The sequence below is a fragment of the Anaerostipes caccae L1-92 genome (assembly GCF_014467075.1).
Taxonomy (GTDB): Bacteria; Bacillota; Clostridia; order Lachnospirales; family Lachnospiraceae; genus Anaerostipes; species Anaerostipes caccae.
The window spans coordinates 615,706-636,990 of record NZ_AP023027.1; the positions used below are offsets into that span (position 1 = coordinate 615,706).

23 protein-coding genes are annotated in these 21,285 nt (G+C 46.0%); 18 read left to right on the plus strand and 5 right to left on the minus strand.

Annotation, left to right across the window (positions count from 1 at the left end; translation table 11 throughout):
• The first annotated feature begins 1 nt into the window (after window position 1).
• Genes alsE through ANCC_RS03175 form a run of 4 tightly spaced genes read left to right on the plus strand, consistent with a single transcriptional unit; the run spans window position 2 to window position 2,790 of the window.
• Entirely contained in the window at window positions 2–676 is a 675-nt protein-coding gene (alsE, locus tag ANCC_RS03160; RefSeq protein ID WP_006567451.1) for a D-allulose 6-phosphate 3-epimerase, read from the plus strand.
• A gap of 13 nt (window positions 677–689) precedes the next feature.
• On the plus strand, window positions 690–1,250 hold the full coding sequence (gene hxlB, locus ANCC_RS03165; RefSeq protein ID WP_006567450.1) for a 6-phospho-3-hexuloisomerase: 561 nt from the start codon (window positions 690–692) through the stop codon (window positions 1,248–1,250).
• A gap of 12 nt (window positions 1,251–1,262) precedes the next feature.
• Window positions 1,263–1,733, plus strand: coding sequence for a PTS sugar transporter subunit IIB (locus ANCC_RS03170; protein ID WP_006567449.1), 471 nt, complete (start codon window positions 1,263–1,265; stop codon window positions 1,731–1,733).
• A gap of 16 nt (window positions 1,734–1,749) precedes the next feature.
• Complete coding sequence (locus ANCC_RS03175; protein ID WP_022261193.1) at window positions 1,750–2,790, plus strand: galactitol-1-phosphate 5-dehydrogenase; 1,041 nt, start codon at window positions 1,750–1,752, stop codon at window positions 2,788–2,790.
• A gap of 63 nt (window positions 2,791–2,853) precedes the next feature.
• On the opposite strand, the gene ANCC_RS03180 is transcribed toward ANCC_RS03175, so the two are convergent.
• Window positions 2,854–3,654, minus strand: a complete 801-nt coding sequence (locus ANCC_RS03180; RefSeq protein WP_006567447.1) for an ElyC/SanA/YdcF family protein — start codon at window positions 3,652–3,654, stop codon at window positions 2,854–2,856.
• Between the two features lie 546 nt (window positions 3,655–4,200).
• Here ANCC_RS03180 and sdaAB point away from each other — a divergent pair.
• Together sdaAB and sdaAA are read left to right on the plus strand one after the other, a co-directional pair.
• Window positions 4,201–4,863 carry an L-serine ammonia-lyase, iron-sulfur-dependent subunit beta gene (gene sdaAB, locus ANCC_RS03185; RefSeq protein WP_006567445.1) on the plus strand — a complete coding sequence of 221 codons (663 nt, stop codon included), beginning with the start codon at window positions 4,201–4,203 and terminating at the stop codon, window positions 4,861–4,863.
• 11 nt (window positions 4,864–4,874) lie between these two features.
• The gene (sdaAA, locus tag ANCC_RS03190; RefSeq protein WP_006567444.1) at window positions 4,875–5,765 is read left to right on the plus strand and encodes an L-serine ammonia-lyase, iron-sulfur-dependent, subunit alpha; all 891 of its coding nucleotides are present in this window, start codon (window positions 4,875–4,877) and stop codon (window positions 5,763–5,765) included.
• A gap of 52 nt (window positions 5,766–5,817) precedes the next feature.
• Here sdaAA and ANCC_RS03195 read toward each other — a convergent pair whose 3' ends face one another.
• Complete coding sequence (locus tag ANCC_RS03195; RefSeq protein WP_022261192.1) at window positions 5,818–6,675, minus strand: tagatose bisphosphate family class II aldolase; 858 nt, start codon at window positions 6,673–6,675, stop codon at window positions 5,818–5,820.
• Window positions 6,676–6,825: 150 nt separating this feature from the next.
• On the opposite strand from ANCC_RS03195, the gene ANCC_RS03200 reads away from it, so the two are divergent.
• From ANCC_RS03200 to ANCC_RS03215, 4 genes are all read left to right on the plus strand, one after another.
• A complete protein-coding gene (locus ANCC_RS03200) occupies window positions 6,826–7,578 on the plus strand; it encodes a MurR/RpiR family transcriptional regulator (protein ID WP_006567442.1) in 753 nt (250 codons plus the stop codon).
• Window positions 7,579–7,955: 377 nt separating this feature from the next.
• Window positions 7,956–8,879: a 1-phosphofructokinase gene (gene pfkB / locus ANCC_RS03205; RefSeq protein WP_022261191.1), complete on the plus strand. Its 924-nt coding sequence runs from the start codon at window positions 7,956–7,958 to the stop codon at window positions 8,877–8,879.
• A gap of 1 nt (window position 8,880) precedes the next feature.
• Window positions 8,881–10,266, plus strand: a complete 1,386-nt coding sequence (locus tag ANCC_RS03210) for a PTS fructose transporter subunit IIC (RefSeq protein WP_006567438.1) — start codon at window positions 8,881–8,883, stop codon at window positions 10,264–10,266.
• An 89-nt stretch (window positions 10,267–10,355) separates the two neighbouring features.
• A complete protein-coding gene (locus ANCC_RS03215) occupies window positions 10,356–10,805 on the plus strand; it encodes a PTS sugar transporter subunit IIA (RefSeq protein WP_006567437.1) in 450 nt (149 codons plus the stop codon).
• 148 nt (window positions 10,806–10,953) lie between these two features.
• On the opposite strand, the gene ANCC_RS03220 is transcribed toward ANCC_RS03215, so the two are convergent.
• Window positions 10,954–11,715, minus strand: coding sequence for a DeoR/GlpR family DNA-binding transcription regulator (locus ANCC_RS03220; protein WP_009289251.1), 762 nt, complete (start codon window positions 11,713–11,715; stop codon window positions 10,954–10,956).
• 211 nt (window positions 11,716–11,926) lie between these two features.
• On the opposite strand from ANCC_RS03220, the gene ANCC_RS03225 reads away from it, so the two are divergent.
• The 4 genes from ANCC_RS03225 (at window position 11,927) to ANCC_RS03240 (ending at window position 16,344) form a co-directional block, all read left to right on the plus strand.
• Complete coding sequence (locus ANCC_RS03225) at window positions 11,927–12,673, plus strand: nucleoside/nucleotide kinase family protein (protein WP_006567434.1); 747 nt, start codon at window positions 11,927–11,929, stop codon at window positions 12,671–12,673.
• A gap of 3 nt (window positions 12,674–12,676) precedes the next feature.
• On the plus strand, window positions 12,677–13,942 hold the full coding sequence (locus ANCC_RS03230; RefSeq protein WP_006567433.1) for a zinc-binding dehydrogenase: 1,266 nt from the start codon (window positions 12,677–12,679) through the stop codon (window positions 13,940–13,942).
• A 131-nt stretch (window positions 13,943–14,073) separates the two neighbouring features.
• Complete coding sequence (locus tag ANCC_RS03235; protein ID WP_039946712.1) at window positions 14,074–15,222, plus strand: aldo/keto reductase; 1,149 nt, start codon at window positions 14,074–14,076, stop codon at window positions 15,220–15,222.
• An 18-nt stretch (window positions 15,223–15,240) separates the two neighbouring features.
• On the plus strand, window positions 15,241–16,344 hold the full coding sequence (locus ANCC_RS03240) for a metallophosphoesterase (RefSeq protein WP_039946710.1): 1,104 nt from the start codon (window positions 15,241–15,243) through the stop codon (window positions 16,342–16,344).
• Here ANCC_RS03240 and ANCC_RS03245 read toward each other — a convergent pair.
• Entirely contained in the window at window positions 16,333–16,680 is a 348-nt protein-coding gene (locus ANCC_RS03245) for a winged helix-turn-helix transcriptional regulator (RefSeq protein ID WP_009289247.1), read from the minus strand. The two genes, ANCC_RS03240 and ANCC_RS03245, sit on opposite strands and share 12 nt — an antisense overlap.
• A gap of 180 nt (window positions 16,681–16,860) precedes the next feature.
• Here ANCC_RS03245 and ANCC_RS03250 point away from each other — a divergent pair, with 180 nt between their 5' ends.
• The 3 genes from ANCC_RS03250 to ANCC_RS03260 all read left to right on the plus strand — a co-directional run bounded on the left by ANCC_RS03250 (window position 16,861) and on the right by ANCC_RS03260 (window position 18,875).
• A complete protein-coding gene (locus ANCC_RS03250; protein WP_006567429.1) occupies window positions 16,861–17,766 on the plus strand; it encodes an SIR2 family NAD-dependent protein deacylase in 906 nt (301 codons plus the stop codon).
• 37 nt (window positions 17,767–17,803) lie between these two features.
• On the plus strand, window positions 17,804–18,592 hold the full coding sequence (locus tag ANCC_RS03255) for a protein-ADP-ribose hydrolase (RefSeq protein WP_006567428.1): 789 nt from the start codon (window positions 17,804–17,806) through the stop codon (window positions 18,590–18,592).
• A gap of 97 nt (window positions 18,593–18,689) precedes the next feature.
• Window positions 18,690–18,875: a hypothetical protein gene (locus ANCC_RS03260; protein WP_039946709.1), complete on the plus strand. Its 186-nt coding sequence runs from the start codon at window positions 18,690–18,692 to the stop codon at window positions 18,873–18,875.
• A gap of 193 nt (window positions 18,876–19,068) precedes the next feature.
• Here ANCC_RS03260 and ANCC_RS03265 read toward each other — a convergent pair whose 3' ends face one another.
• Window positions 19,069–20,160, minus strand: a complete 1,092-nt coding sequence (locus ANCC_RS03265) for a DUF2974 domain-containing protein (RefSeq protein WP_039946708.1) — start codon at window positions 20,158–20,160, stop codon at window positions 19,069–19,071.
• Window positions 20,161–20,286: 126 nt separating this feature from the next.
• Here ANCC_RS03265 and ANCC_RS03270 point away from each other — a divergent pair, with 126 nt between their 5' ends.
• Window positions 20,287–21,177: a DMT family transporter gene (locus ANCC_RS03270; RefSeq protein ID WP_006567425.1), complete on the plus strand. Its 891-nt coding sequence runs from the start codon at window positions 20,287–20,289 to the stop codon at window positions 21,175–21,177.
• The last annotated feature ends 108 nt before the right edge of the window (window positions 21,178–21,285 follow it).

The following is a 21,285-nucleotide window of genomic DNA, read 5'->3' on the forward strand; positions in this document are numbered from 1 at the left end:
TATGAAAGAGAAGTTTGCTGTCTCCCTGATGTGTATGGATTTTCTGAAAGTCGGGGAACAGCTTAACATATTAAATGACTGGGTGGGAATGTACCATGTGGACATCATGGACGGTCATTACTGTAAAAACATCACCCTGTCACCGGACCTGGTGAAAAGTTTTAAAAAGGTCTCCAAACTTCCGCTGGATGTACATCTGATGACGACAAATCCGGAAGACTGGATTGACCCGGTGGCAGAGGCAGGTGCGGATATCATATCACTGCATGCTGAGACCATCAACGGTCAGGCATTCCGCCTGTACAACAGGATTGAGGAACTGGGATTAAAAGCAGGGCTTGTTTTAAACCCGGCAACTCCCCTGTCTGAGGCCGCCCATTACCTGAACCGGATCGACCTGCTGACTATCATGACCGTGGATGTGGGTTTTGCCGGGCAGCCGTTTATCGAAGAAATGCTCGATAAGATCCGGGAGGCAAAGCGGATAAGGGAAGAAAAGGGATACCACTACCAGATACAGATCGACGGGTCCTGTAAAGCTTCAACATTTAAAAAACTCACCGAGGCAGGTGCGGACATTTTAATCCTCGGAAGCTCCGGGCTGTTCGGGCTGGACAAAGACCTGAAAACAGCCTGTGCGAAAATGACGGAAAGTTATAAAGCAGCGCTGGGGTGACAGGGAGGTTAACGTGGAATATAAAGATTTTAAAGAATTGATTATGGGAGAACTGGACCAGTCACTGGCGGCGGTAGACGGACAGGAGGTCCGGGCGCTGACGGAGATGGTGCTTCATTCGGAAAAGATATTTGTCACAGGCGTCGGGAGAGTCTTTATGATGATGGAGGCTTTTGCTAAAAGGCTGAATCATCTGGGTATCGATGCATTTTGTGTGGGAGATGTGAATGAGCCCGCGATCACCGAGAAAGACGTGTTAATTGCCGGTTCCGGCTCAGGGGAGAGTCTGATTCCCCTGGGGCTTGTGAAAAAGGCAAAACAGTTCGGTGCGTCGGTGATCCATATCGGTTCCAATGCGGATAGCTCCATGGCTCCCTATGAGGATCTGTTCGTGAGGATTCCGTGCAGGACAAAGCTTGCCCTGCCGGACGAGATCGAGTCCGCACAGATCATGAGCAGCCTGTTTGAGCAGAGTCTTCTTCTGCTCTTGGATGCGGCGGCGCTGATGATTATGCAGGAAAAGGAAATTGACGACGTGGATTCTCTGTGGGAGAAGCACGCAAACCTGGAATAGGAGGAAACAAAAATGGAACAATTATTGCTTGCGAGGGTAGACGACCGGCTGATCCACGGACAGGTGATGACCGCGTGGATGAAGCTTCTGCCTGCAAAAGAAATATTGATTGCAGATGATAAAGTGGCAAAAGACCCATTTATGACACAGGTGCTGACTATGGCGGCTCCGGCCGGGGTAAAGGTGAAAGTTTACTCCGTAGAAGAGGCGGCAAAAGCGCTGAAAGACGGCCTGAAAGTCCCGTCCATTATGCTGGCAAAAACACCGCTTACCTATGAAAAAATTGTAGACCTGGGAGCTCACATCCCTGCAATTAACATCGGAGGCATGGGGATCAGCGGCGAACGAAAGACTTTGTATAAAAATATCGCAGCCGACCCTCAGGAACGGGATGCGATCAGAAAATTTCTGGATCAGGGAATCCAGGTGAAGATCCAGGTAATACCTGCCGACAAGGTTGTGGATGTTGCCGGGCTCTTATAGAATGGGGGATACATTAATGAAAGCGATGAGACTTCATGAGATAGGGAAATTTACATTGGACGAAGTGGAAGTTCCAGAGCCGCAGGGACGGGAGATTCTCGTGAAAGTGGACGCCTGCGGGATCTGCGGCTCCGACATTCCGAGAGTCTATGAGCTGGGAACAAAGGTTTATCCGGTAACCCTCGGACATGAATACGTGGGCACGGTTGTGAGTGTCGGAAACGATGAGGATCAGGAACTGATTGGTAAAACCGGGGCTGTCTATCCGGTAGTTCCGTGTATGGAATGTCCCAGCTGCCGGATCGGCCAGTATGCTCAGTGTGAGAGCTACAAAAACCTGGGTTCCAGAACAGACGGCGGCTTTGCCGAGTACTGTCTGCTTCCATCTCGGAAACACCTTGTATTTCCTGAAAATACAGGGGTTTCCCCAGAACAGCTGGCACTTGTGGAGCCTGCCTGTGTGGCTCTCCATGCGATCCGCAAGGGGGAGATCAAAGGCGGGGATACGGCAGTGATTTTCGGGGCAGGCCCCATCGGGATCCTGACGGCCCGCTGGTGCGGAATGTTCGGCATTCGGGCCGTATTGGTGGAGATCAGTGAGGAAAAAACAGAGTTTGCCAGGGAAAAAGGGCTGGAAGTCATAAGTCCTGCAGACGGAGAGATACCGGAACAGATCCGGACGATGACCGGAGGACATATGGCGGATGCGGTCATCGAAGGGACTGGAAGTTCTCCGGCATGGAATCAGGCCGTGGAATGTTTAAAGCCTTTTGGTATGCTGGTGCTCCTTGGAAATCCTCATCAGGACACGGTGCTCAAACTTGACAGCCACAGCCAGATACTGAGAAAAGAATTACGGCTTACCGGAGTCTGGAACAATTATTATAATGACCTTCCGTTTAACGAATGGCAGTACACTGCGGACAGGATCGCCGATCAAAGTCTGAAAGTAGACGACCTGATCACCCACAGTGCAGATCTTGAACACTTGAAGGAATTGTTTGACCAGATATATAACAGAGAAATCACTATATGCAAGGCTGTCTGCCGGCCTTAATAAGAAAAGTCTGTATCATGCCCTGAGCGATGAAGGGAGAGATACAGACTTTTTTCAGATGCTTTATATTTTAGGGGATGCATATTTGGGGTTGGCTGTCCGTATATTTTCAGAATAGATATCCTTTAATTCTACAAAGGCGTTTTGGACCGTGTCAGGGATGTCTACTTCTGCGATATAGTTACAGCCTTTTGGTCCATATCCATTTGTATCGTTGGACAATCGGGGGATTTCTCCCATAAGGAGTGTTATGTACTGTTCCATGCTCCACATTCCCCATAGAGATTTGTCGCAAAATTCCAGCTTTTCATTCTCTACGATAACTTTATTGCGGTATGCGGCAAAATTAACGGCGGTGATGTCTGGTGTATGTTTGGCAAAACCTGCCCACATCCGGCGCTGCATTGCGGCATCCTGCATAAGGATTACATTTTTTGTTTCAACGCGGCTGTTTTTAAGAACTTCCAGTGCGTTCGTGATATTATTGCCGCAGTTTGTGGAGGTCCGTTCGATCAGAATATTCTGAATTCCATATTTTTGTGAAATATATTCCTCCATGATGTCGGCTTCCATTCTTCCGTTCGTCTCAATTTCAGGGCATTGATCGTGAATGTTTTGGCGCAGAAACTCTGTCGTATGTCCTTCTCCGCCGACGATCATCAGTCTGCGGGCAGCACCATTCAAATAGCCTGCTGCGGCCGTGTCACAGCCCGCTGGAATACTCCCGCCGAATAAAATGAGAACATCCGCTTTTTCAAATCCATATTTTTCTTTCAGTGCGTTTTGCCTCAGTTCCTCAATGTCTCTTACTCCGCAGAAGTCGGCAAGGATATTTATATTTTCAGCTGTTTTTTTCAAATCCATTTGGTATCATCTCCGGTTTTTGATTTCAATTTCAGATTATAAAGTCTTTCTTCTTTTATTCTACACGAGAGACTCAATTCGTCCAGCATATTTTACTGTGTTCAAAGCCGAATGATTCATAAAATCGGAAAAACGAAACATACTGATGAAAAGTAAAAAACAGACAATGGAGAAAAACTCATGACATTTTCCACATGATTTCCGTTCGGCTCTTAGAATGCCTCACTCCAATCATGTGGAAAATGGACGTAATGTCTGTTGGAGAAGGGCCTCTGTCAAAAAAGGTGCCACTTTTCGAAAGTTATTTACCGCTATTGTAGGAGCGCATTTCAAAAGCGCGACGGAAATAGTGGTAAATAACTTATGACATTTTCTACATGATTTCCGTTCGGCTCTTAGAATGCCTTACTCCAATCATGTGGAAAATGGACGTAATAACTGCTGGAGCAGGCTGCTTAAAGACAAAAGGCACCATCTGCGATAGTTTTTCTCCATTGTCGGAAGGAAGCCTTTCCAGAGTTGACTGGAGATAATGGAGAAAAACTTATGAATTTATATGATATTATGGGGCCGGTTATGGTAGGCCCGTCCAGTTCCCATACGGCAGGAGCTGTCAGAATCGGCTTGATTTCGAGAAAGCTTTTGGGCGAGCAGGTCCAGAAAGCTGAGATCTTATTTCACGGTTCCTTTTTGGCCACAGGTACCGGACACGGCACAGACCGGGCAGTCATCGCGGGACTTTTGGGAATGGCACAGGATGACCTGAGGATTCCGAAAAGTTTTGAGCTGGCCAGGAAACAGGGAATGGAGTGGACATTTGGGAGAGCATATCTGAAAGATGTTCATCCAAACAGTGTAAAGCTGCGCCTGACAGGGGAAAGCGGAAGAAACCTTGAAATTGTGGCCAGCTCTCCCGGGGGCGGAAGAGTGGAGATCTGTCAGATGGATGGCCTTTCCACGACTTTTTCCGGGGATATCCCTGTACTGATCGTTCACAACGAAGACAGCCCCGGACATGTGGCCGCTGCTGCCTCTCTGCTTGCGGATGCAGGAATAAATATTGCGTCCATGCGGCTTTCCAGGGACCAGAGAAACGGCAGTGCGGTCATGGTGCTGGAGTGTGACCAGGAGATACCGGAAGAAACGGTGAGAATGATTGAGAACATGAAAGGAATTCAAAAAGCCGCCAGTCTGGCGGGTATGGATTGAGGTGAAGAAATATGGGCTTTGAATCAATGGCAGATATGGAAAAGGCAGCAGCCGCGGGGAAGATTCCTCTTTGGAAAGCGGTCATGGAGGAAGATATGAAAGAGCGCAGTGTTTCCATGAAAGAGACAATGGATAAGATGAGGGAGCGCTATCAAGCCATGAAACAGGCGGATACAGACTATGAGGAAAATTTAAAATCTTTCAGCGGCCTGTCCGGCGGTGACGGAGCAAACATGCAACGTTTGGTCCGGGAAGGAGAAGCCGTTTCCGGCGGCTTCATGGGGATGGTCGTCACAAGAGCATTGAAGATGGGAGAATCCAACGCCTGCATGAAACGGATCGTAGCCGCACCCACGGCAGGAGCCTGCGGCGTGGTGCCGGCAGTCTTTCTGACATATGAACAGTTTTATGGGATACCGGAGAGAACGATGACCGAGGGGCTGTTCATGGCCGCCGGGACCGGTCAGGTCATAGCCCGCAGAGCCAGTATCTCCGGTGCACAGGGAGGCTGTCAGGCGGAGGTCGGGACTGCGTCTGCGATGTGTGCGGCGGCACTGACCTCCATCCGGGGAGGGAGTAATGAACAGATTTTATCGGCAGGAGCATTTGCCATGAAGAGTCTGCTTGGACTGGTCTGTGATCCTCTGGGAGGACTGGTGGAAATACCGTGTATCAGAAGAAATGTAACGGGAGCCGTCAGCGCAGTGGCCTGTTCAGATATGGCGATGGCCGGAATTCTTACGAGAGTGCCCTTTGACGAGGTAATTGATGCCATGGGAGAAATCGGGGAAATGATGCCTGGAGGACTCAAAGAGACAAGTCAGGCGGGACTTGCCGTCACAGAGACTGGGAAAAGGGTCGCTCTCGATCTGGCCAAGAGGAATCAGACGCCCCAATGTTAAAAAAACCCGGCCTGTAAATGATAAGGCCGGGTATCAATATCTTTATTTCAATTTAGTAACGGTTCTGGCTGTTGCACATCCTGATTTTTTCTTCTACAACAGCTGCCATTGCTTCTTTTGCTTCCTTTGTATAAATCCTTGGATCGTTGGCTTCAGGATTTTCAACCAAAGTTTTTCTCAGTTCCTGAGAATAAGGAATTTTTAATTCTGTAGCAATGTTGACTTTACAGATTCCAAGCTCAATGGCACGCCTCACAGCGTCGCCCGGGACACCGGATGCGCCGTGGAGCACAAGCGGTACAGATACTTCCTCACTAATCTCTGCCAGACGGTCAAAGTCAAGCTTCGGTTCTTCTTTATATAAACCGTGGGCAGTACCGATGGCTACGGCCAGAGAGTCAATGCCTGTGCGGGCCACATAGTCGGCAGCCTGTGCAGGATTTGTGTACATGGAGTCTTTTTCGTCTACTACGAGATCATCCTCGCGTCCGCCTAAACGTCCGAGCTCTCCCTCTACGGTAACGTCGTGGAGATGAGCATAGGCCACGACTTTTTTTACTTTTTCTATATTTTCTTCATATGGAAGGCTGGAAGCATCAATCATTACAGATTTTGTGCCCAGGTCAATAGATTCTTTAATGGCGTCAAATTCTTCGTGGTGGTCCAGGTGAAGTGCCACCGGAACATTATATTTTTTAGCAGTTGTCTCGACGATCGCCTGAAGATAATCACGGTTTGCATAAGAAAATGTGCCCGGAGTACCTGCCAGAATGATCGGAGAGCCAAGCTTTGCAGAAGTCTCTGCCACGACCTGGATCGTCTCTAAGTTGTGAATGTTAAATGCCGGCACGGCATATCGTTTTTCCTGTGCATCTAATAACATATGTCTGGTTGATACCATCTTACTCATATTCATCCTCCTAAAGCTTTCCTGCTTTTTGTCTTAGTTTAACCATTTACATTATAAAAAAATCAGCTGTGAAAATCTTTTCAAGTTATGAAAACGGATGAAAATCATGTATAATAAAAAAGATCTTTCACACAGACAGGAGGACGAGTTATGATTATTGAGATAAACAGCAAGATTGCCGAAAATCTTTCCAAGACCGAATTGGGAGTTGTCAATTATATTAATGACAATGAAGACAAGCTCTCAGAACTGTCCATCGTAGATATTGCATTTGAAACATTTTCTTCCCCGGCAACTGTGTCCAGAGCCATCCGTAAATGCGGGATCAATGGGTTTAACGAGCTTCGGTATAAATTAACGGCGAAGACGGAAAATACAGAAGTGAAAGACTTGAATGAAATCATGAACAAGTCTCTGATTGAGGCGACTTCCGTGATTGAGCACATGTCTATTCCAAATGTGCTGAATATTCTGCACACCATGAAGGATGCAAAGAGGGTCCTGATATTCTCCAGGGGACCGACACACCTGGTGGCACAGGAACTGAGCATGAAGCTTCAGGTACTGGACTTTTTTGTGGTGGATGTGGAAGACCCGCAGATTATGAGAATTATGTCGAAGAATCTTCAGGAAGACGAAGTCGTAATCATTTTATCTCTGAACGGAGAGACGAAGGAATTGATCGAGTCGGCGAGAAATGCAAAGCTTCGGGGCTGCAAAGTGATCACTCTGTGCTGCAGCAGCTCCAGTGAATTGTTTGAGTATTCGGACTATACATGGCTTGGGTATAAACATTCCCATATTGCGATCAGAAACTATGAGGTGACATCCAGGCTTCCGCTGTATATCATGTGCAGAATTTTGGTGGATTTCCTGGTAGAAAATATTGAACACAGGGATTAGAAAATATAGAGGGAACAGAGAAAACGATAAATTTCTCTGTTCCCTCTATATTATTCTTATTTTGACTTTAATATTTTATAAATTTTAAAAAGCAGGACAGTTGTCGCTATGAGAGCTGTACATAAAATAGCTTTGATTAAAAAAGAAATTATGAAAATTGCTGTTGGCAGTAAATTGTAAAGTATATCCATGGATGTCTCTTTTCTTTTTTGATATTGAGAGTTTCTTCTATATTTTACCAATAAAAAGTAACTATTGTAAATTTTATTTCCAAAACAGTAATTTAAAGTTTATTTTCAGGATATGAAAAGATTTTCATGGAATACTTGTCTATAATGAAAACTGTAAAAAGAAATTGTATTCTATGGAGGAGCAGTATGATTTATACCTTAACTACAAATCCTGCCATCGATATGAACATATCCACAAAAGGAATGGAACGTGCCAAGGTAAACCGTACATTCGATACGGTTTACACACCCAATGGAAAAGGTGTCAATGTGACTCTTACATTGAAACATTATGGGGTGGATTCCACGGTAACCGGATTTTTTGGAGGATTTTCGGGAAAATATATTGTAGAGGAACTGGAAAAGAGACAGGTTCCGGTGAAACCGGTCTGGGTTGATGACACGACAAGGATCAATATATTTTTGAATGATGGAGAGGGAGAATTCAAATTTGTCAACAGCGGGTCCTTCGTGGGGAGAGATCAGCAGGACGAGATGCTGCATCTGTTTGAGACGGCCGAAGATTTGAGCTGTCTGGTGATCAGCGGCAGTCTTCCGCCCGGAATCGAACCGAGTTTTTATGAAAGCATTTTATCCATATGCAAAAAGAGGGGCGTCGATGTTGTACTCGACATCAGTTCTCCGAAACTAAAAGACTTATTGAAATACGAACCTTTGCTGATCAAACCCAATGACGAAGAGATCGAAGAAATCTTCGGAATTAAAATTAAGAACGAGGAAGATATCCTTCATGTTCTTACCTTCCTGAAAGAACAGGGAGCAAGAAATGTACTGCTGACGCTCGGAAGCAAGGGAGCATATTTCAGCAACGGAGAAGATGTTTACTATTCATCTTCCCAGCCGGTTAAGTTATTAAGCTCGGCGTGTGCGGGAGATGCCGCACTGGCAAGCTTTTTAAGCCTTTGGCTTGGTCATCCGGAAAATGTTGAGGATGCATTGAAGCGTTCTGCTGCCACAGGGGCAAACGTGGCGGAGAGCAACGCGCTCGGTGATTTTGCCAAAGTAGATACTTACTTTCACAACATCAAAATAAGAAAGGTGGAGAAATGATATGAAAAAACTATTAGGTGTTACAGGATGCCCAACCGGGATCGCCCACACTTACATGGCTGAGGAAGCTTTGAAAGAAGCTGCCGAAAAGCTGGGTGCCGAAATGAAGGTTGAGACAAACGGAGCTGTCGGTGTGGAGAATGAACTGACTGCTGAAGACATTGCAGAATGTGACGGAATTATCGTAGCTTGTGATAAAAATGTAGATATGGACCGTTTTAACGGTAAACCGGTCATCGAAGTGCCGGTTGCAGACGGAATCAGCAAGGCAGAAGAATTAGTACAGAAAATGCTTAATGGAAATGTTGCCGTAAGAGGCGGACAGGTAAAAGCAGAGGGTACAGAAACAAAAGCAGAAGAAGGAAAAGATTCCATCGGACATCAGATTTATAAGCACCTGATGAATGGTGTATCCCATATGCTTCCGTTTGTTGTAGCCGGCGGTGTCCTGACAGCAATCTCTTTCTTATGGGGTATTTATTCTTTCGATCCGAGCTCAGATCAGTACAATGTAATCGCTGCGACGATCAAGACAGTCGGCGGTACTTCTATGGGAATGATGGTTCCTGTGCTGGCGGCATTTATCGCTCAGTCCATCGGTGACCGCCCTGGTATGATCGCAGGTTTTGTAGGCGGTATGATCGCCAATAATACCGGTTCAGGATTTATCGGAGCCATTATCGCAGGTTTCGTTGCAGGATATTTTTGTAAATTTGTTGTAAATGCATTAAAAGGACTGCCTAGACAGTTTGAAGGTTTAAAATCTATTTTCTTTATACCAATCATTACAGTGGCGGTTGTAGGTATTCTGATGCAGGTTACTGCTGGGCCGGTTTCAGGCATCAACAAGGGAATGATGGACTTCCTGGCAGGACTCCAGAACTCAAGCCCAATCATCTTAGGACTCGCTGTTGGATGTATGTCTGCATTTGACATGGGTGGTCCGGTAAATAAAGCTGCATATGTAACAGGAACAACACTTTTAGCTCAGGGTAACTTCTACTTTATGGCAGGTGTATCTGCGGCATGTATCACACCTCCGCTCATCATCGCACTTGCAGCTACTTTCGCACCGAAGAAATTTACTAAGGCTGACCGTGCGGCAGGACTTGTAAACTATGTATTGGGATGTACCCACATCACAGAAGGTGCGATTCCATTTGCGGCAAAAGACCCTGTGAGAGTACTGCCGATTCTGATGGTAGGTTCCTCTATCTCAGCGATTCTTTCCTACGTGATGAAAGTTCAGGTTCCTGCACCTCATGGCGGATTTTTAATCCTTCCGTTAGTACATCCGGCTGTAACATGGGTATTATGTATCTTGGCAGGTTCTGTAGTAGGAGCAGTACTTTATGTTCTCACTGCAAAGGATGTAGAGCAGAAATAATAGATTACCCTAAAGGGCATCCCGTATTTTATGCCCTTGGGGCTTGGCGTGCTTCGCACGATAATGTATAAGAAAGGTTGGTAACTTTTATGGAAATTATGGAATTATTTGATGAATCAACAATGAATCTTGACTTACAGGGTGAGACAAAAGATCAGATTATTGAGGAAATGGTAACCCTTTTGGACGAAGGCGGAGTGCTCGCCGACAAAGAAGCTTATAAAAAAGCGATCTATGCAAGAGAAGAGCAGTCCTCCACAGGACTCGGATTTGACATCGCGATCCCGCATGCCAAGACCGCAGCAGTAAAAACTGCACGGGTGGCCTTCGGAAAGTCTGACAAAGGATTTGATTTCGGAGCCGAAGACGGGACAAAAGCACACCTGATTTTCATGATAGCGGCCACCGATACAGACAGCAACCTGCACCTGCAGGCGCTGGCAACACTCTCAAGAAATCTGATCAAAGCAGATTTCAGGAAAAAACTGCTGGAAGCAAAGACAGCGGGAGAAGTCATCGAAGTGTTAAAAACTTTATAAATAATAGCAGACCGGCAGCGGAATTAATTTTCTGGTGCCGGTTTTTCTGAGATGAGACAGAACTCCTCCTCCGGTAAATAGGATATCTATTTTTTACATGATTAGAGTGAAGCATTCTAAGAGCCGAACGGAAATCATGTGGAAAATGTCATACCAGGATAACTTCCGTTAATTCGCTCAGTGTCTTATAAGTGGCGGACGGCAAATCTTTATCGGTTATAAAGTAGTCGATATCTTTCCAGTTGGCATACTGTACCAGAGAACAGATATGTGCCTTGGAACTGTCGGAGATGACAACAATGATCTTGGACTGGGGAATGATCGCCTGCTTGATCTGGGCGTCCGTAAATTCAGAGACCGCAGGACCGTTGTGCTGTTCAAAGCCGCTGGTGCCTAAAAATGCGATATCCACCTTGATTGTGTTGATAAAATTGGTCGTCTGAAATCCTTCTGTGGACATATTGTTGGGATTGAGCTGGCCTCCGGTGAGAATCGTCACATTGTTTCCGTTATTCAGATGATAGGTTGTATTGATGGAATTTGTGACGATAGTATAGCCTGACTTTTGGCTCAGGAGCTTTGCCATGCACTGCATGGTGCTTCCGGCATCCAGATAGATGACGCCCTGTTCCGGAATCAGTTCCAGGCCTTTTTCACAGAGAGCATATTTGACGGCGCTGTTTTCGCTGATCCGTGTCTCTATAGGAATGGGACGGAAACTGGAGATCAGTGTAGCCCCGCCGTGGCTGCGCTCGATGGCTCCGATCTCCTGAAGATGGGTCAGGTCCCTCCGGATCGTCTCTTTTGTCACCTCAAACTTGTCCGCGAGCTCCCCGATCTTTGCACTTCCCGTGCTGTTGATATATTCAATGATTTCCTTCTGCCGTTCTTTTGCGAGAAGTTTTCCCATGTCGGTTCCTCCTTTTCTGCTGTTATATTTATCATAACAGATTCTCAGATTCATTTCAAATTGAAATCCACATAAACAAAAACAAAACAACAGAAACAAACATAATTTAGGGCAAAGTATTGACATGACAATGAAGAAATCATATAATTTACCCATAAAACAAAAATAAACGGACATAAAACAACGTAAACAAAATTTAATGAGGTAGATCATGAAAAATTGGAAAGAGTATGTGTTTGATGTCAACGGATTTCAGATCAATACGGTTTACAGCGGGGAAGCCATAGAAACCATTTTTCTGCCCATGCTGAGAAAGCTCACCGGGATGCAGAAAAAACTGGGCCGGAGACTGATCGTATTTCTGGCGGCGCCGCCGGCAGTGGGAAAGACGACATTGTCCAAGTTTCTGGAATATCTGGCTTTGCAGCATGAAGATCTGACAGAGATACAGGCTATAGGCCTGGACGGTTTCCACTACCATTCAGATTACATCAATTCCCACAATGCGGTCGTGATGGGAAAAGAAGTGCCGATGAAGAAAGTCAAGGGATGCCCGGAAACATACGATACTAAAAAACTGGAAGACAAGCTGAAAAAGATTAAAGAAGAGGACATTCTGTGGCCCATATATGACAGAAACATCCACGATGTGGTGGAAGATGTAGAAAAGATCACGAAGGACATTGTGCTGATCGAAGGCAACTGGCTGCTTCTTGACGAGGAGCCGTGGAAGACATTAAAGGATACCGCAGATTATACAATAATGATCCGCTCAGAAGAAGAGACGTTAAAGGAACGGCTGATCGGAAGAAAGATGAAGGGCGGACTTACGAGAGAAGAGGCAGAGGACTGGTACATAAACAGCGACAGCGTGAATGTGAGAAGGGTTTTGGAGACTTCTCTGGACGGGGATCTGATGTTAAAAGTAGAAGCAGACGGAGATTATATAGGAGGATAAAGGATGAAATCAACAGCAGCAGTTCTGGCAGGGAAAAATCAGGTATATGTAAAAGAAGTGGAGCTTCCGGAAATCGGGGAAGAAGAACTTTTGGTAAAGGTTGTGTCAAACAGCATCTGCCTTTCAACTTATAAGGCGGCACTGAGAGGCGGGGAGCACAAGAGAGTGCCGGATGATCTGAGTCCGGAGCACCCGACGATTACCGGCCATGAGTTTGGCGGATACATCGTAGAAGTGGGAGAAAAGCTGAAAGACCGCTTCAAGCCGGGAGAGAAATTCGTACTTCAGCCGGCTATGGGACTTCCGAGCGGATATTCTGCCGGATACAGCTACGAATACTATGGAGGAAATGCAACTTACTGCATCATTCCGAAGGTTTCCATCGACATTGGATGCGTACTTCCATATGACGGTGATTATTTTGCAAATGCGTCTCTGGCAGAGCCGATGTCATGTATCATCGGGGCATTTCACGCTACCTACCACACAACACCATATGTGTATGAGCACAGAATGGGATTAAAGGACGGTGGAAGTGTTGCGCTGTTAGGATGTGCTGGCCCGATGGGAATCGGAGCCATTGATTATGCATTAAATGGACCGTACAATTCAAAGCGCATCGTTGTAACAGATATCAATGAAGAAAGGCTTGAGAGGGCAAAATCCCTGATCACTCCGGAGGATGCGGCATCTAAGGGCGTGGAACTCATCTATGTGAACACCGCAGGAAAAGAAAATGCGGTAGAAGAACTGAAAGAATTAAACGGCGGAAAGGGATACGATGAGGTGTTCGTATTCGCACCGGTAGAATCCCTCATCGAGATGGGAGACGACCTTTTAGGAAACGACGGCTGCCTGAATTTCTTTGCAGGTCCTACGGACAACAACTTCAAGGCAAAGTATAATTTCTACAATGTCCACTATGAAGGAACCCATATCTGCGGAACTTCAGGGGGAGCGCCTGCGGATATGATCGAGTCTCTGGAACTGTCTGCGGCTGGAAAGATCAATCCGTCTTACATGGTCACACACATTGGAGGCATTGACGCGGCACCGGATACGATCCTGAATCTGCCGAAGCTTCCGGGAGGCAAAAAGCTGATTTACCCTCATATCAAGATGGAGTTGACTGCCATCGAAGATTTTGAGAAACTGGGAAAAGAAAACGAAATGTTTGCACATCTGGCGGAGATCTGCAAGGCAAACAACAATGTGTGGTGCAAAGAGGCAGAAGAATATCTTCTCGATACTTTAGCGCCGGAAAAATAAGAGAGAATGATGCAGAAGGAGTCCTGATTAGTTTCAGGGCTCCTTTTTTCGGAAATTGTTGACTTTGAGTGAGCTCCAAGTGCTATGATAGAGAAAACCATTGAAATGAAGAAAGGTCAGGGACAAATAATATGAGATATCGTATGCTTGGGAATACAGGGCTTGAGATCAGTGAGATCGGGCTTGGATGTGAGGGATTTGTAGGAAAAGACGAACATGAAACAGAAGAACTCTTAAATCTGGCACAGAAAAAAGGAATAAATTATTTAGACCTATATACGCCTGATTCGGATCTCAGAGATCGAATCGGAAAGATGCTGAAAGGAAGGAGAGAAGAGTTTTTCCTTCAGGGGCATCTCTGTACGATTTGGAGGGACGGACAATATAAGCGCACCAGACAGATTGATGAAGTCAGGGAAGGATTCGAAGATATGCTTCAAAGACTATGTACCGATTCTTTGGAAGTAGGGATGATACACTATGTAGATTCCTTAAAAGACTGGAAGGAAGTATACGAGGGCCCGGTCATGCAGTATGCCAGAGAACTGAAGGCTCAGGGAAAGATTCGCCATATCGGGCTGAGCAGCCACAATCCGGAGGCTGCCATGGAAGCTGTAAAGAGCAGAGAGATCGAGGTTCTTATGTTCAGCATCAATCCTTGCTATGATCTGCAGCCCGCCGGGGAAAACTGTGAGGCATTATGGGATGACAAAAATTATAAAGGGGATCTTGTGAATATGGACCCGGCCAGGGAGGAGCTGTATGAAATGTGCAGTAAACAGGGTGTGGGCATTACCGTCATGAAAGCTTTCGGAGGAGGGGATCTGCTGAGTGAGGAATTATCACCCGCAGGCAGAGCGCTGACACCGAGTCAATGCATTCACTATGCACTTACCAGGCCTGCCGCAGCATCTGTCCTGGCTGGGGCTCACACTGCCGAAGAACTTTCAGACAGTCTGAGGTATGAAGAGGCAGGCGAAGATGAGAAGGATTACGCCCGTGCCCTGGCTGAGTTTCCGAATATCAGCTGGAAAGGCCACTGTATGTACTGCGGCCACTGCGCGCCTTGTCCGAAGGGAATTGAGGTGGCCTCTGTCACTAAGTTTTTAAATCTGGCAAAGGCTCAGGATGATGTTCCTGAAACAGTGAGAGAACACTATGCGGTTCTGGAACATAAGGCATCAGAGTGCATTGGATGCGGTATTTGTGAGAATCGGTGTCCGTTTGAAGTGTCCATCATTGAAAACATGAAAAAAGCCGCTGAAATATTCGCACAATAAGCCAAAGGAGAATTCGCATTGTACTTATTATTTTTTATACTGCCGATCCTGATTCTCATACCGGCAGGGATTTATTTATATATTTTCTTCCGCAGGATTTTAAGCCTTTTCTTAAAAAGAGACGTACGCATGGTGAAAGTGCTGAGTGCGGTTTTGGCACTGGCTTGTGTGTTTTCAGCATGGCCGGCCTATGGATGGGGAGGAGTGGCGGTCCTGCATCTTGTGGGAGTCTCTCTGGTCCTTGAGCTGATCAATCTTCTCTTAAAAAGAACGCCGTTTGTTTTCAAGAAATGGGATCTGATTTACAGAAGCGGGATACTGTCTTTTCTCATCATTGCGGTTGTCTTTTCCTACGGATATATTAATATGCAGCAGATTAAGAAGACCAGTTACAGGATCGGGACTCCTAAGATACAGCAGGAGGAAACGCTCAGAATAGCTCTCATGTCAGACATCCATCTGGGTGTTACGATGAGTGCCAAAGATCTGGAGAATTGGTGCGGCAAAATACAGAGTCAGGAGCCGGATCTGGTTCTTTTGACTGGAGATATCTTCGATGAGGATACAAAGAGAGAAGAGATGGAACGGGCGGCCAAAGCTTTGGGATATATGAAGAGTACTTATGGAAGTTTTTATGTATATGGGAATCATGATTCCAATCAGTACAGGGAAAAGCCGGAGTACACTTCTGGTTATCTCAGGAATACGTTAGAAAAAGCCGGAGTCCGTGTGCTGGAGGATGAGGTGTTTAAGACAGGGAAGGATATCTGTATCATCGGGAGAAAGGATGCCGGTGACCGGGACCGGAAGAGTCTGAAAGAGATCATGAAAGATGCACCGGAAAAAAGTTTCAGAATCCTGATGGATCACCAGCCCGGAGATCTGAAGGAAAATAACAGGCAGGGCATCGATCTTCAGGTGTCCGGACATACCCATGCCGGGCAGATCTGGCCGACCGGGCAGCTGATGCAGCTTCTTGGAATCAATGAGATCAACTATGGTTACCGGAAGACCGGGAACCTCCAGACCGTGGTGACATCCGGCATGGCGGGATGGGGGTATCCGATCCGCACGGGAGGCCACTGTGAATACGTGATCATAGATGTGGTGTTAAAGAAATGAGGTCTCACTGCGGTGCATTTTGTCTCTGTATTCGGTTCCCCACTGCACCATGGAGTCCAGGATCGGTTTTAAGCTCAGGCCGGTTTCAGTGAGAGAATATTCTACTTTCGGAGGGACCTGAGGGTAGACTTTCCGGTTTACCAGTCCGTCGGCTTCCATAGAGCGCAGATTGCTGGTCAGGACTTTCTGCGTGATTCCGGTCACGGAGCGCATCAGTTCGCTGAACCGTTTCGTTCCGGTCAAAAGATCACGTATGATTAAGACCTTCCATTTGTCACCGATCAGCTGCAGTGTCATTTCCACAGGACATTCCGGGATGTTTCGTTTTTTTGACATTGTGTACTTCCTCCTTGCTATGTTTATTTTATATCTTCCCATTTAGAAATACAATAAGTAACCTGGCGGCGGCATAGTATCTTTTGGATACCATGCCACCTTTTTGTGCGTGGTTTACGGAGTATGGAAGACCGATTAGAATAAAAGAAGAGAATGAAAGGTGCAAAAGGGGGATGAAATATGGGGACAGAAAATCAAAGGGTGTTAAAACAAAAGCTTTCGCAGGCAGAAGCCATTGTAATTGGCGCAGGCGCAGGGATGTCGGCGGCAGCCGGACTGCTGTATTCCGGAGAACGGTTTGAGAAGAATTTTAAGGACTTCATAGAGCGGTACGGACTCAGAGATATGTATTCCGCAGGTTTTTATCCGTTTCCTTCCCCGGAAGAAAAGTGGGCTTACTGGAGCAGGCATATTTATTTAAACCGATATGATATGCCCTCAGGAAAAGCATATACAGATCTGTTTCAGGCAGTGAGAGATAAAAATTATTTCGTGCTGACAACCAACGTAGATCATCAGTTTTGGCTGTCCGGATTTGAGGATCGGAGAATTTTTGCCGTCCAGGGAGATTACGGCCTGTTTCAGTGTAAAAAAGCGTGCCATCCGAAGCTCTACGATAATGAGACTCAGGTGAGGGCCATGGTACGGAAGCAGAGGAACTGCAGGATACCAAAGTCCCTGATACCAAAATGTCCGGTCTGCGGCGGAGAAATGGAAGTAAACATTAGGAAAGATGAATATTTCATAGAAGATGAGAAGTGGCATGAGGCGGCCGGACGTTATAAAAGATTTCTCAGTGAGAACAGAGACAAAAGAATCCTGTTTTTGGAACTTGGCGTCGGAATGAATACACCGGGGATTATAAAGTACCCTTTCTGGCAGCTGACTGCGGAGAATCCAAAGGCAGTCTATGTCTGCGTCAATTCCGGGGAAGCGTACTCTCCGAGGGAAATAGAAGCGCAGTCGATTTGTATTGACGGGGATATTGGGAAACTTATAGATATTTGTGTTTCGAGTCAGAAAATTGATTTGATTGACGAAAAAAGAATTCTTGCAATTAAGAAGTGGATATGGGGGTTACACTGATGGGGTAAAAAAAACATCAGGAAGGGAGAAAGAAAAAATGACACATGACGAGCAAAGAAAATATCTGATTCAGAAACTTCTTGATGAGGATATTCAGTATAAAGATGTGGTTATTCCAGCAGATGTGCAGCAGCAAAAATTACTGCTGCGCAGTTTAATGAATGTTAGACCGCCAAAGGCTGTCAGCCGGGAATTTATGGAAGTGCAGGATAACTACTTGTCCAATGAACGTGATGCAGCAGGAGTTGTTGATGCGGCATCCCTTCCCGTGGTTCCTCAATATCCGCGTCTTGTATTATGGCAGGGTGATATTACCGTGTTAAACTGTGATGCGATTGTAAATGCAGCGAATAGTCAGATGTGTGGATGTTTCCGGGCTTTGCACTCCTGTATCGATAATATCGTGCATACAAAAGCCGGTATTGCCCTGCGTCTGAAATGCAATGAGATTATGCAGAAACAAGGCCGCGAAGAACCTGCCGGGCAGGCGAAGATTACACCAGCATACAATTTGCCGTGCAAATATATACTTCACACCGTTGGCCCAATCATCGAAACGGGATATCCAAGTGAGCAGCAGAAAGAGCAGCTCGCGTCCTGCTATCGTTCCTGTTTACAGCTTGCATCTGAATACGGGTGCAAGAGCATTGCTTTTTGCTGTATCTCAACCGGCGTTTTTATGTTTCCAAACCGGGAGGCAGCCGAGATTGCGATTAAGACAGTCAAAGATGTTCTCGCTGTGGATACAAGGATTGAGAGAGTTATCTTTAATGTATACAAAGACTTAGATAAAGAAATCTACGAAAAATTACTTGCGGTAAATTGAGCGTATCATCACATAGAATTTTTACATCTGGTATGGTATGATTTTGAAAGTGAGAAAACATTACAAATGGGAATTATTAAAATGACAGGAGATAAAAATGGATAAAAAAATCATTTGCAAATTACTGACAATAGCAAGTGTAGGTTTGTTACTATCCGCTGCAATATTTATTTGTTTATGCCTTTTTTCAGCTGAAAGAAACAACATATATTTAGGTATTGCATTAGGCAGCCTTATATTATCAAGCTTATTCAATATAATTAAGAGACAAAATTCAAAGTAGTCACAAATTCCAGTTTGTATAAAACATAAAACAACGTGATAATCGCTGCTTTCACAGTAGTACTAATGAGCAGGAGATCCGAAAGGACTTCCTGCTTTTCTGTCATGAAAAAGGAGGGAAACCGAAGAAGAACATGGACAGCGCCCTCAACAAACTTCTGGATTTCTTGAACCCTGCCGAACTGGCAGTCCTTTTAAAGCTCCTTCAGCAATGCTTCTTTCCCAGCATCCAGAAGCCTGAAAAAAGTGCGGTGGAGCATGCGGCGGTTTTCCGGAGAAACATCCAGCAGACGTTTGGAAACCTTACGAAAATTTTTGATCCAGCAGACCGGCAGGTCCTGAAGTGTCTCCGCATCTGTGGCTGAGAAAATCTGATAAAGGCTGTTGAAAAAATCTTTTCGTTCGGAGCTGCTGAGGCCGGATAGCCAGTTTTTTAATGTGCGGTCAATAAATTCGGAGGAGGTGCTGACTGACTTTACCCGGATAAACTCAGGTCCCATGACCTCCCAGGAATATGGATCGTGCTGTAAAAGTCCGGTCTGTGTGCTGTGAATGACAGTATAATCGTCTTCATGGTCCAGAAGCATGCCTACGACCGAAGACTGGGGAAGGAAGGTATGGATGCGGTCTGATACAGAAAGATAGCCTTCGCTTTTTAACATTTCTTTTTCAAAGCCCGGACCGTCATGATTGTAGACTGTCTGTATGCGCCTCTGCATGGCTTTTGGGCAGGCAGACGTCGCGAAGACAGCCAGATTTCCTCCTTTTGAGTGTCCTCCGCATAAAAGTGGACCGCCGGTCTGCTCTGCTCCCCGGATCAAATACTCCAAGGCTTCCTTCTGGGCGGGAATCACAGGCATAAATGCCATGTTAAAGTCTTCTTTCCAACCGACAAGTGTGCTGTCTGCCCCGCGAAATGCAAAAAAGGCGCTGTGATCCTCAAACAGAATCGTAACGGCGGAAAACTGTTTTTCCTGTTCCCGGCTTAAACGGTCGGCATAACGTGAAAGTCTCAGCGGCCCAAAGCGTCTGCTCTCTCCGAGCATTCTAAGCAGTCTTTCATCTTCTTTCGTTCTGGTACGGCGGTTTTCTCTGTCCTGAGAGAAAAATGCATCGGATGCCTCCTTGATTGTCACCGAGCCGGATTCCGAGATACCGGGGACAATGCCAGGGAAGCGGATGTAGGAAAGACAGGACAGGATCAGGCTGTCAACCTCATTGATCCTACATTCCTGAAAACTTAAATCTCCCCTCCAGGCCAGATAATCAAAAATATTTGTGGACATAGGCGAGCTCCTTTGCGTGCTGAGACAATATCCTTCTATCTTCATTATACTGTAAAAACAGATTCCTCAAAACACTGTTTTATATTATAATAAACTGAACTACAAAAGAAAGGATTTAAGAAACCTATGAACCAAAATACAAAAGGTGTAATCTTTACGATGCTGGGCGGAATCTTCTGGGGGATTTCCGGGATTATCGGGAAATATCTGTTTGACGAAAAGCAGCTCACGGCCGTCTGGCTTGTGACGCTGAGGCTTTTGTCAGCAGGACTGCTTATGCTTATGCTGGCGGCAGTCCAGAAGAAGGGGGATATATTCCGTGTCTGGAAAAAGAAACGGACGGCAGTCAGCCAGCTGGTATTTTGTCTGTTTGGGATGACAGCCTGCCAGATGTCTTATTTTCTTGCAATCCAGTATTCTAACCCGGGGACAGCCACGGTGCTCCAGTACATTGCCCCGGCGCTGATCATGCTGTTCTGTCTGGCAGTGGAAAAGAGAAAGCCGAAGCGCCTGGAAGTGATTGTTTTAGTCTGCGTTATAGCCGGTGTTTTCCTGCTGGCGACTCACGGAGATCCGGGCAGCCTGGCTGTCACAGGCAGGGCTTTGTTCTGGGGACTTGCGGCTGCCGTGGCTCTGGCTGTCTATAACATTCAGCCGGAAAAGCTCCTCAATGAGTTTGGGTCCATGGAGACCGTGGGATGGGGGATGTTTATAGGGGGACTTCTTATGATACCTGTGACGGGATTTTTTCATGTACCCGGTATATGGGATATGACAACGGTCCTTTTGGCACTGGCCGTTATCATCTTCGGAACGGTGATTCCGTTTGGATGTTATCTGGAAGGCGTCTGTCTGCTGGGACCCGTGAGAGCCAGTATGTTTGCGTGTGTGGAACCGCTGGTGGCGGCAGTCATGTCCGCGCTGCTGCTGGGAGAGGTCTTTGTCGGTGTGGATGTTCTGGGATTCGCCCTGATCATAGGAGGGGTAACATCCCTGGCAGTGTTTGACCGGTCGTAATCTAATGAAGAGGATTTGTCTGTGTCCTTCTGCATGGATGAAAAGTTTATAAATAATTGCTGTTCTGTTGGATATATTTGTGCAATATGCTATAATAAATCAGACATA

What these genes read in the sequence shown, in the direction of transcription:
- alsE (WP_006567451.1), top strand. Translation starts at nt 2, where the DNA reads ATGAAAGAGAAGTTTGCTGTCTCCCTGATGTGTATGGATTTTCTGAAA.
- ANCC_RS03170 (WP_006567449.1), top strand. Translation starts at nt 1,263, where the DNA reads ATGGAACAATTATTGCTTGCGAGGGTAGACGACCGGCTGATCCACGGA.
- ANCC_RS03175 (WP_022261193.1), top strand. Translation starts at nt 1,750, where the DNA reads ATGAAAGCGATGAGACTTCATGAGATAGGGAAATTTACATTGGACGAA.
- ANCC_RS03180 (WP_006567447.1), bottom strand. Translation starts at nt 3,654, where the DNA reads ATGGATTTGAAAAAAACAGCTGAAAATATAAATATCCTTGCCGACTTC.
- sdaAB (WP_006567445.1), top strand. Translation starts at nt 4,201, where the DNA reads ATGAATTTATATGATATTATGGGGCCGGTTATGGTAGGCCCGTCCAGT.
- sdaAA (WP_006567444.1), top strand. Translation starts at nt 4,875, where the DNA reads ATGGGCTTTGAATCAATGGCAGATATGGAAAAGGCAGCAGCCGCGGGG.
- ANCC_RS03195 (WP_022261192.1), bottom strand. Translation starts at nt 6,675, where the DNA reads ATGAGTAAGATGGTATCAACCAGACATATGTTATTAGATGCACAGGAA.
- ANCC_RS03200 (WP_006567442.1), top strand. Translation starts at nt 6,826, where the DNA reads ATGATTATTGAGATAAACAGCAAGATTGCCGAAAATCTTTCCAAGACC.
- pfkB (WP_022261191.1), top strand. Translation starts at nt 7,956, where the DNA reads ATGATTTATACCTTAACTACAAATCCTGCCATCGATATGAACATATCC.
- ANCC_RS03210 (WP_006567438.1), top strand. Translation starts at nt 8,881, where the DNA reads ATGAAAAAACTATTAGGTGTTACAGGATGCCCAACCGGGATCGCCCAC.
- ANCC_RS03215 (WP_006567437.1), top strand. Translation starts at nt 10,356, where the DNA reads ATGGAAATTATGGAATTATTTGATGAATCAACAATGAATCTTGACTTA.
- ANCC_RS03220 (WP_009289251.1), bottom strand. Translation starts at nt 11,715, where the DNA reads ATGGGAAAACTTCTCGCAAAAGAACGGCAGAAGGAAATCATTGAATAT.
- ANCC_RS03225 (WP_006567434.1), top strand. Translation starts at nt 11,927, where the DNA reads ATGAAAAATTGGAAAGAGTATGTGTTTGATGTCAACGGATTTCAGATC.
- ANCC_RS03230 (WP_006567433.1), top strand. Translation starts at nt 12,677, where the DNA reads ATGAAATCAACAGCAGCAGTTCTGGCAGGGAAAAATCAGGTATATGTA.
- ANCC_RS03235 (WP_039946712.1), top strand. Translation starts at nt 14,074, where the DNA reads ATGAGATATCGTATGCTTGGGAATACAGGGCTTGAGATCAGTGAGATC.
- ANCC_RS03245 (WP_009289247.1), bottom strand. Translation starts at nt 16,680, where the DNA reads ATGTCAAAAAAACGAAACATCCCGGAATGTCCTGTGGAAATGACACTG.
- ANCC_RS03250 (WP_006567429.1), top strand. Translation starts at nt 16,861, where the DNA reads ATGGGGACAGAAAATCAAAGGGTGTTAAAACAAAAGCTTTCGCAGGCA.
- ANCC_RS03255 (WP_006567428.1), top strand. Translation starts at nt 17,804, where the DNA reads ATGACACATGACGAGCAAAGAAAATATCTGATTCAGAAACTTCTTGAT.
- ANCC_RS03260 (WP_039946709.1), top strand. Translation starts at nt 18,690, where the DNA reads ATGGATAAAAAAATCATTTGCAAATTACTGACAATAGCAAGTGTAGGT.
- ANCC_RS03265 (WP_039946708.1), bottom strand. Translation starts at nt 20,160, where the DNA reads ATGTCCACAAATATTTTTGATTATCTGGCCTGGAGGGGAGATTTAAGT.
- ANCC_RS03270 (WP_006567425.1), top strand. Translation starts at nt 20,287, where the DNA reads ATGAACCAAAATACAAAAGGTGTAATCTTTACGATGCTGGGCGGAATC.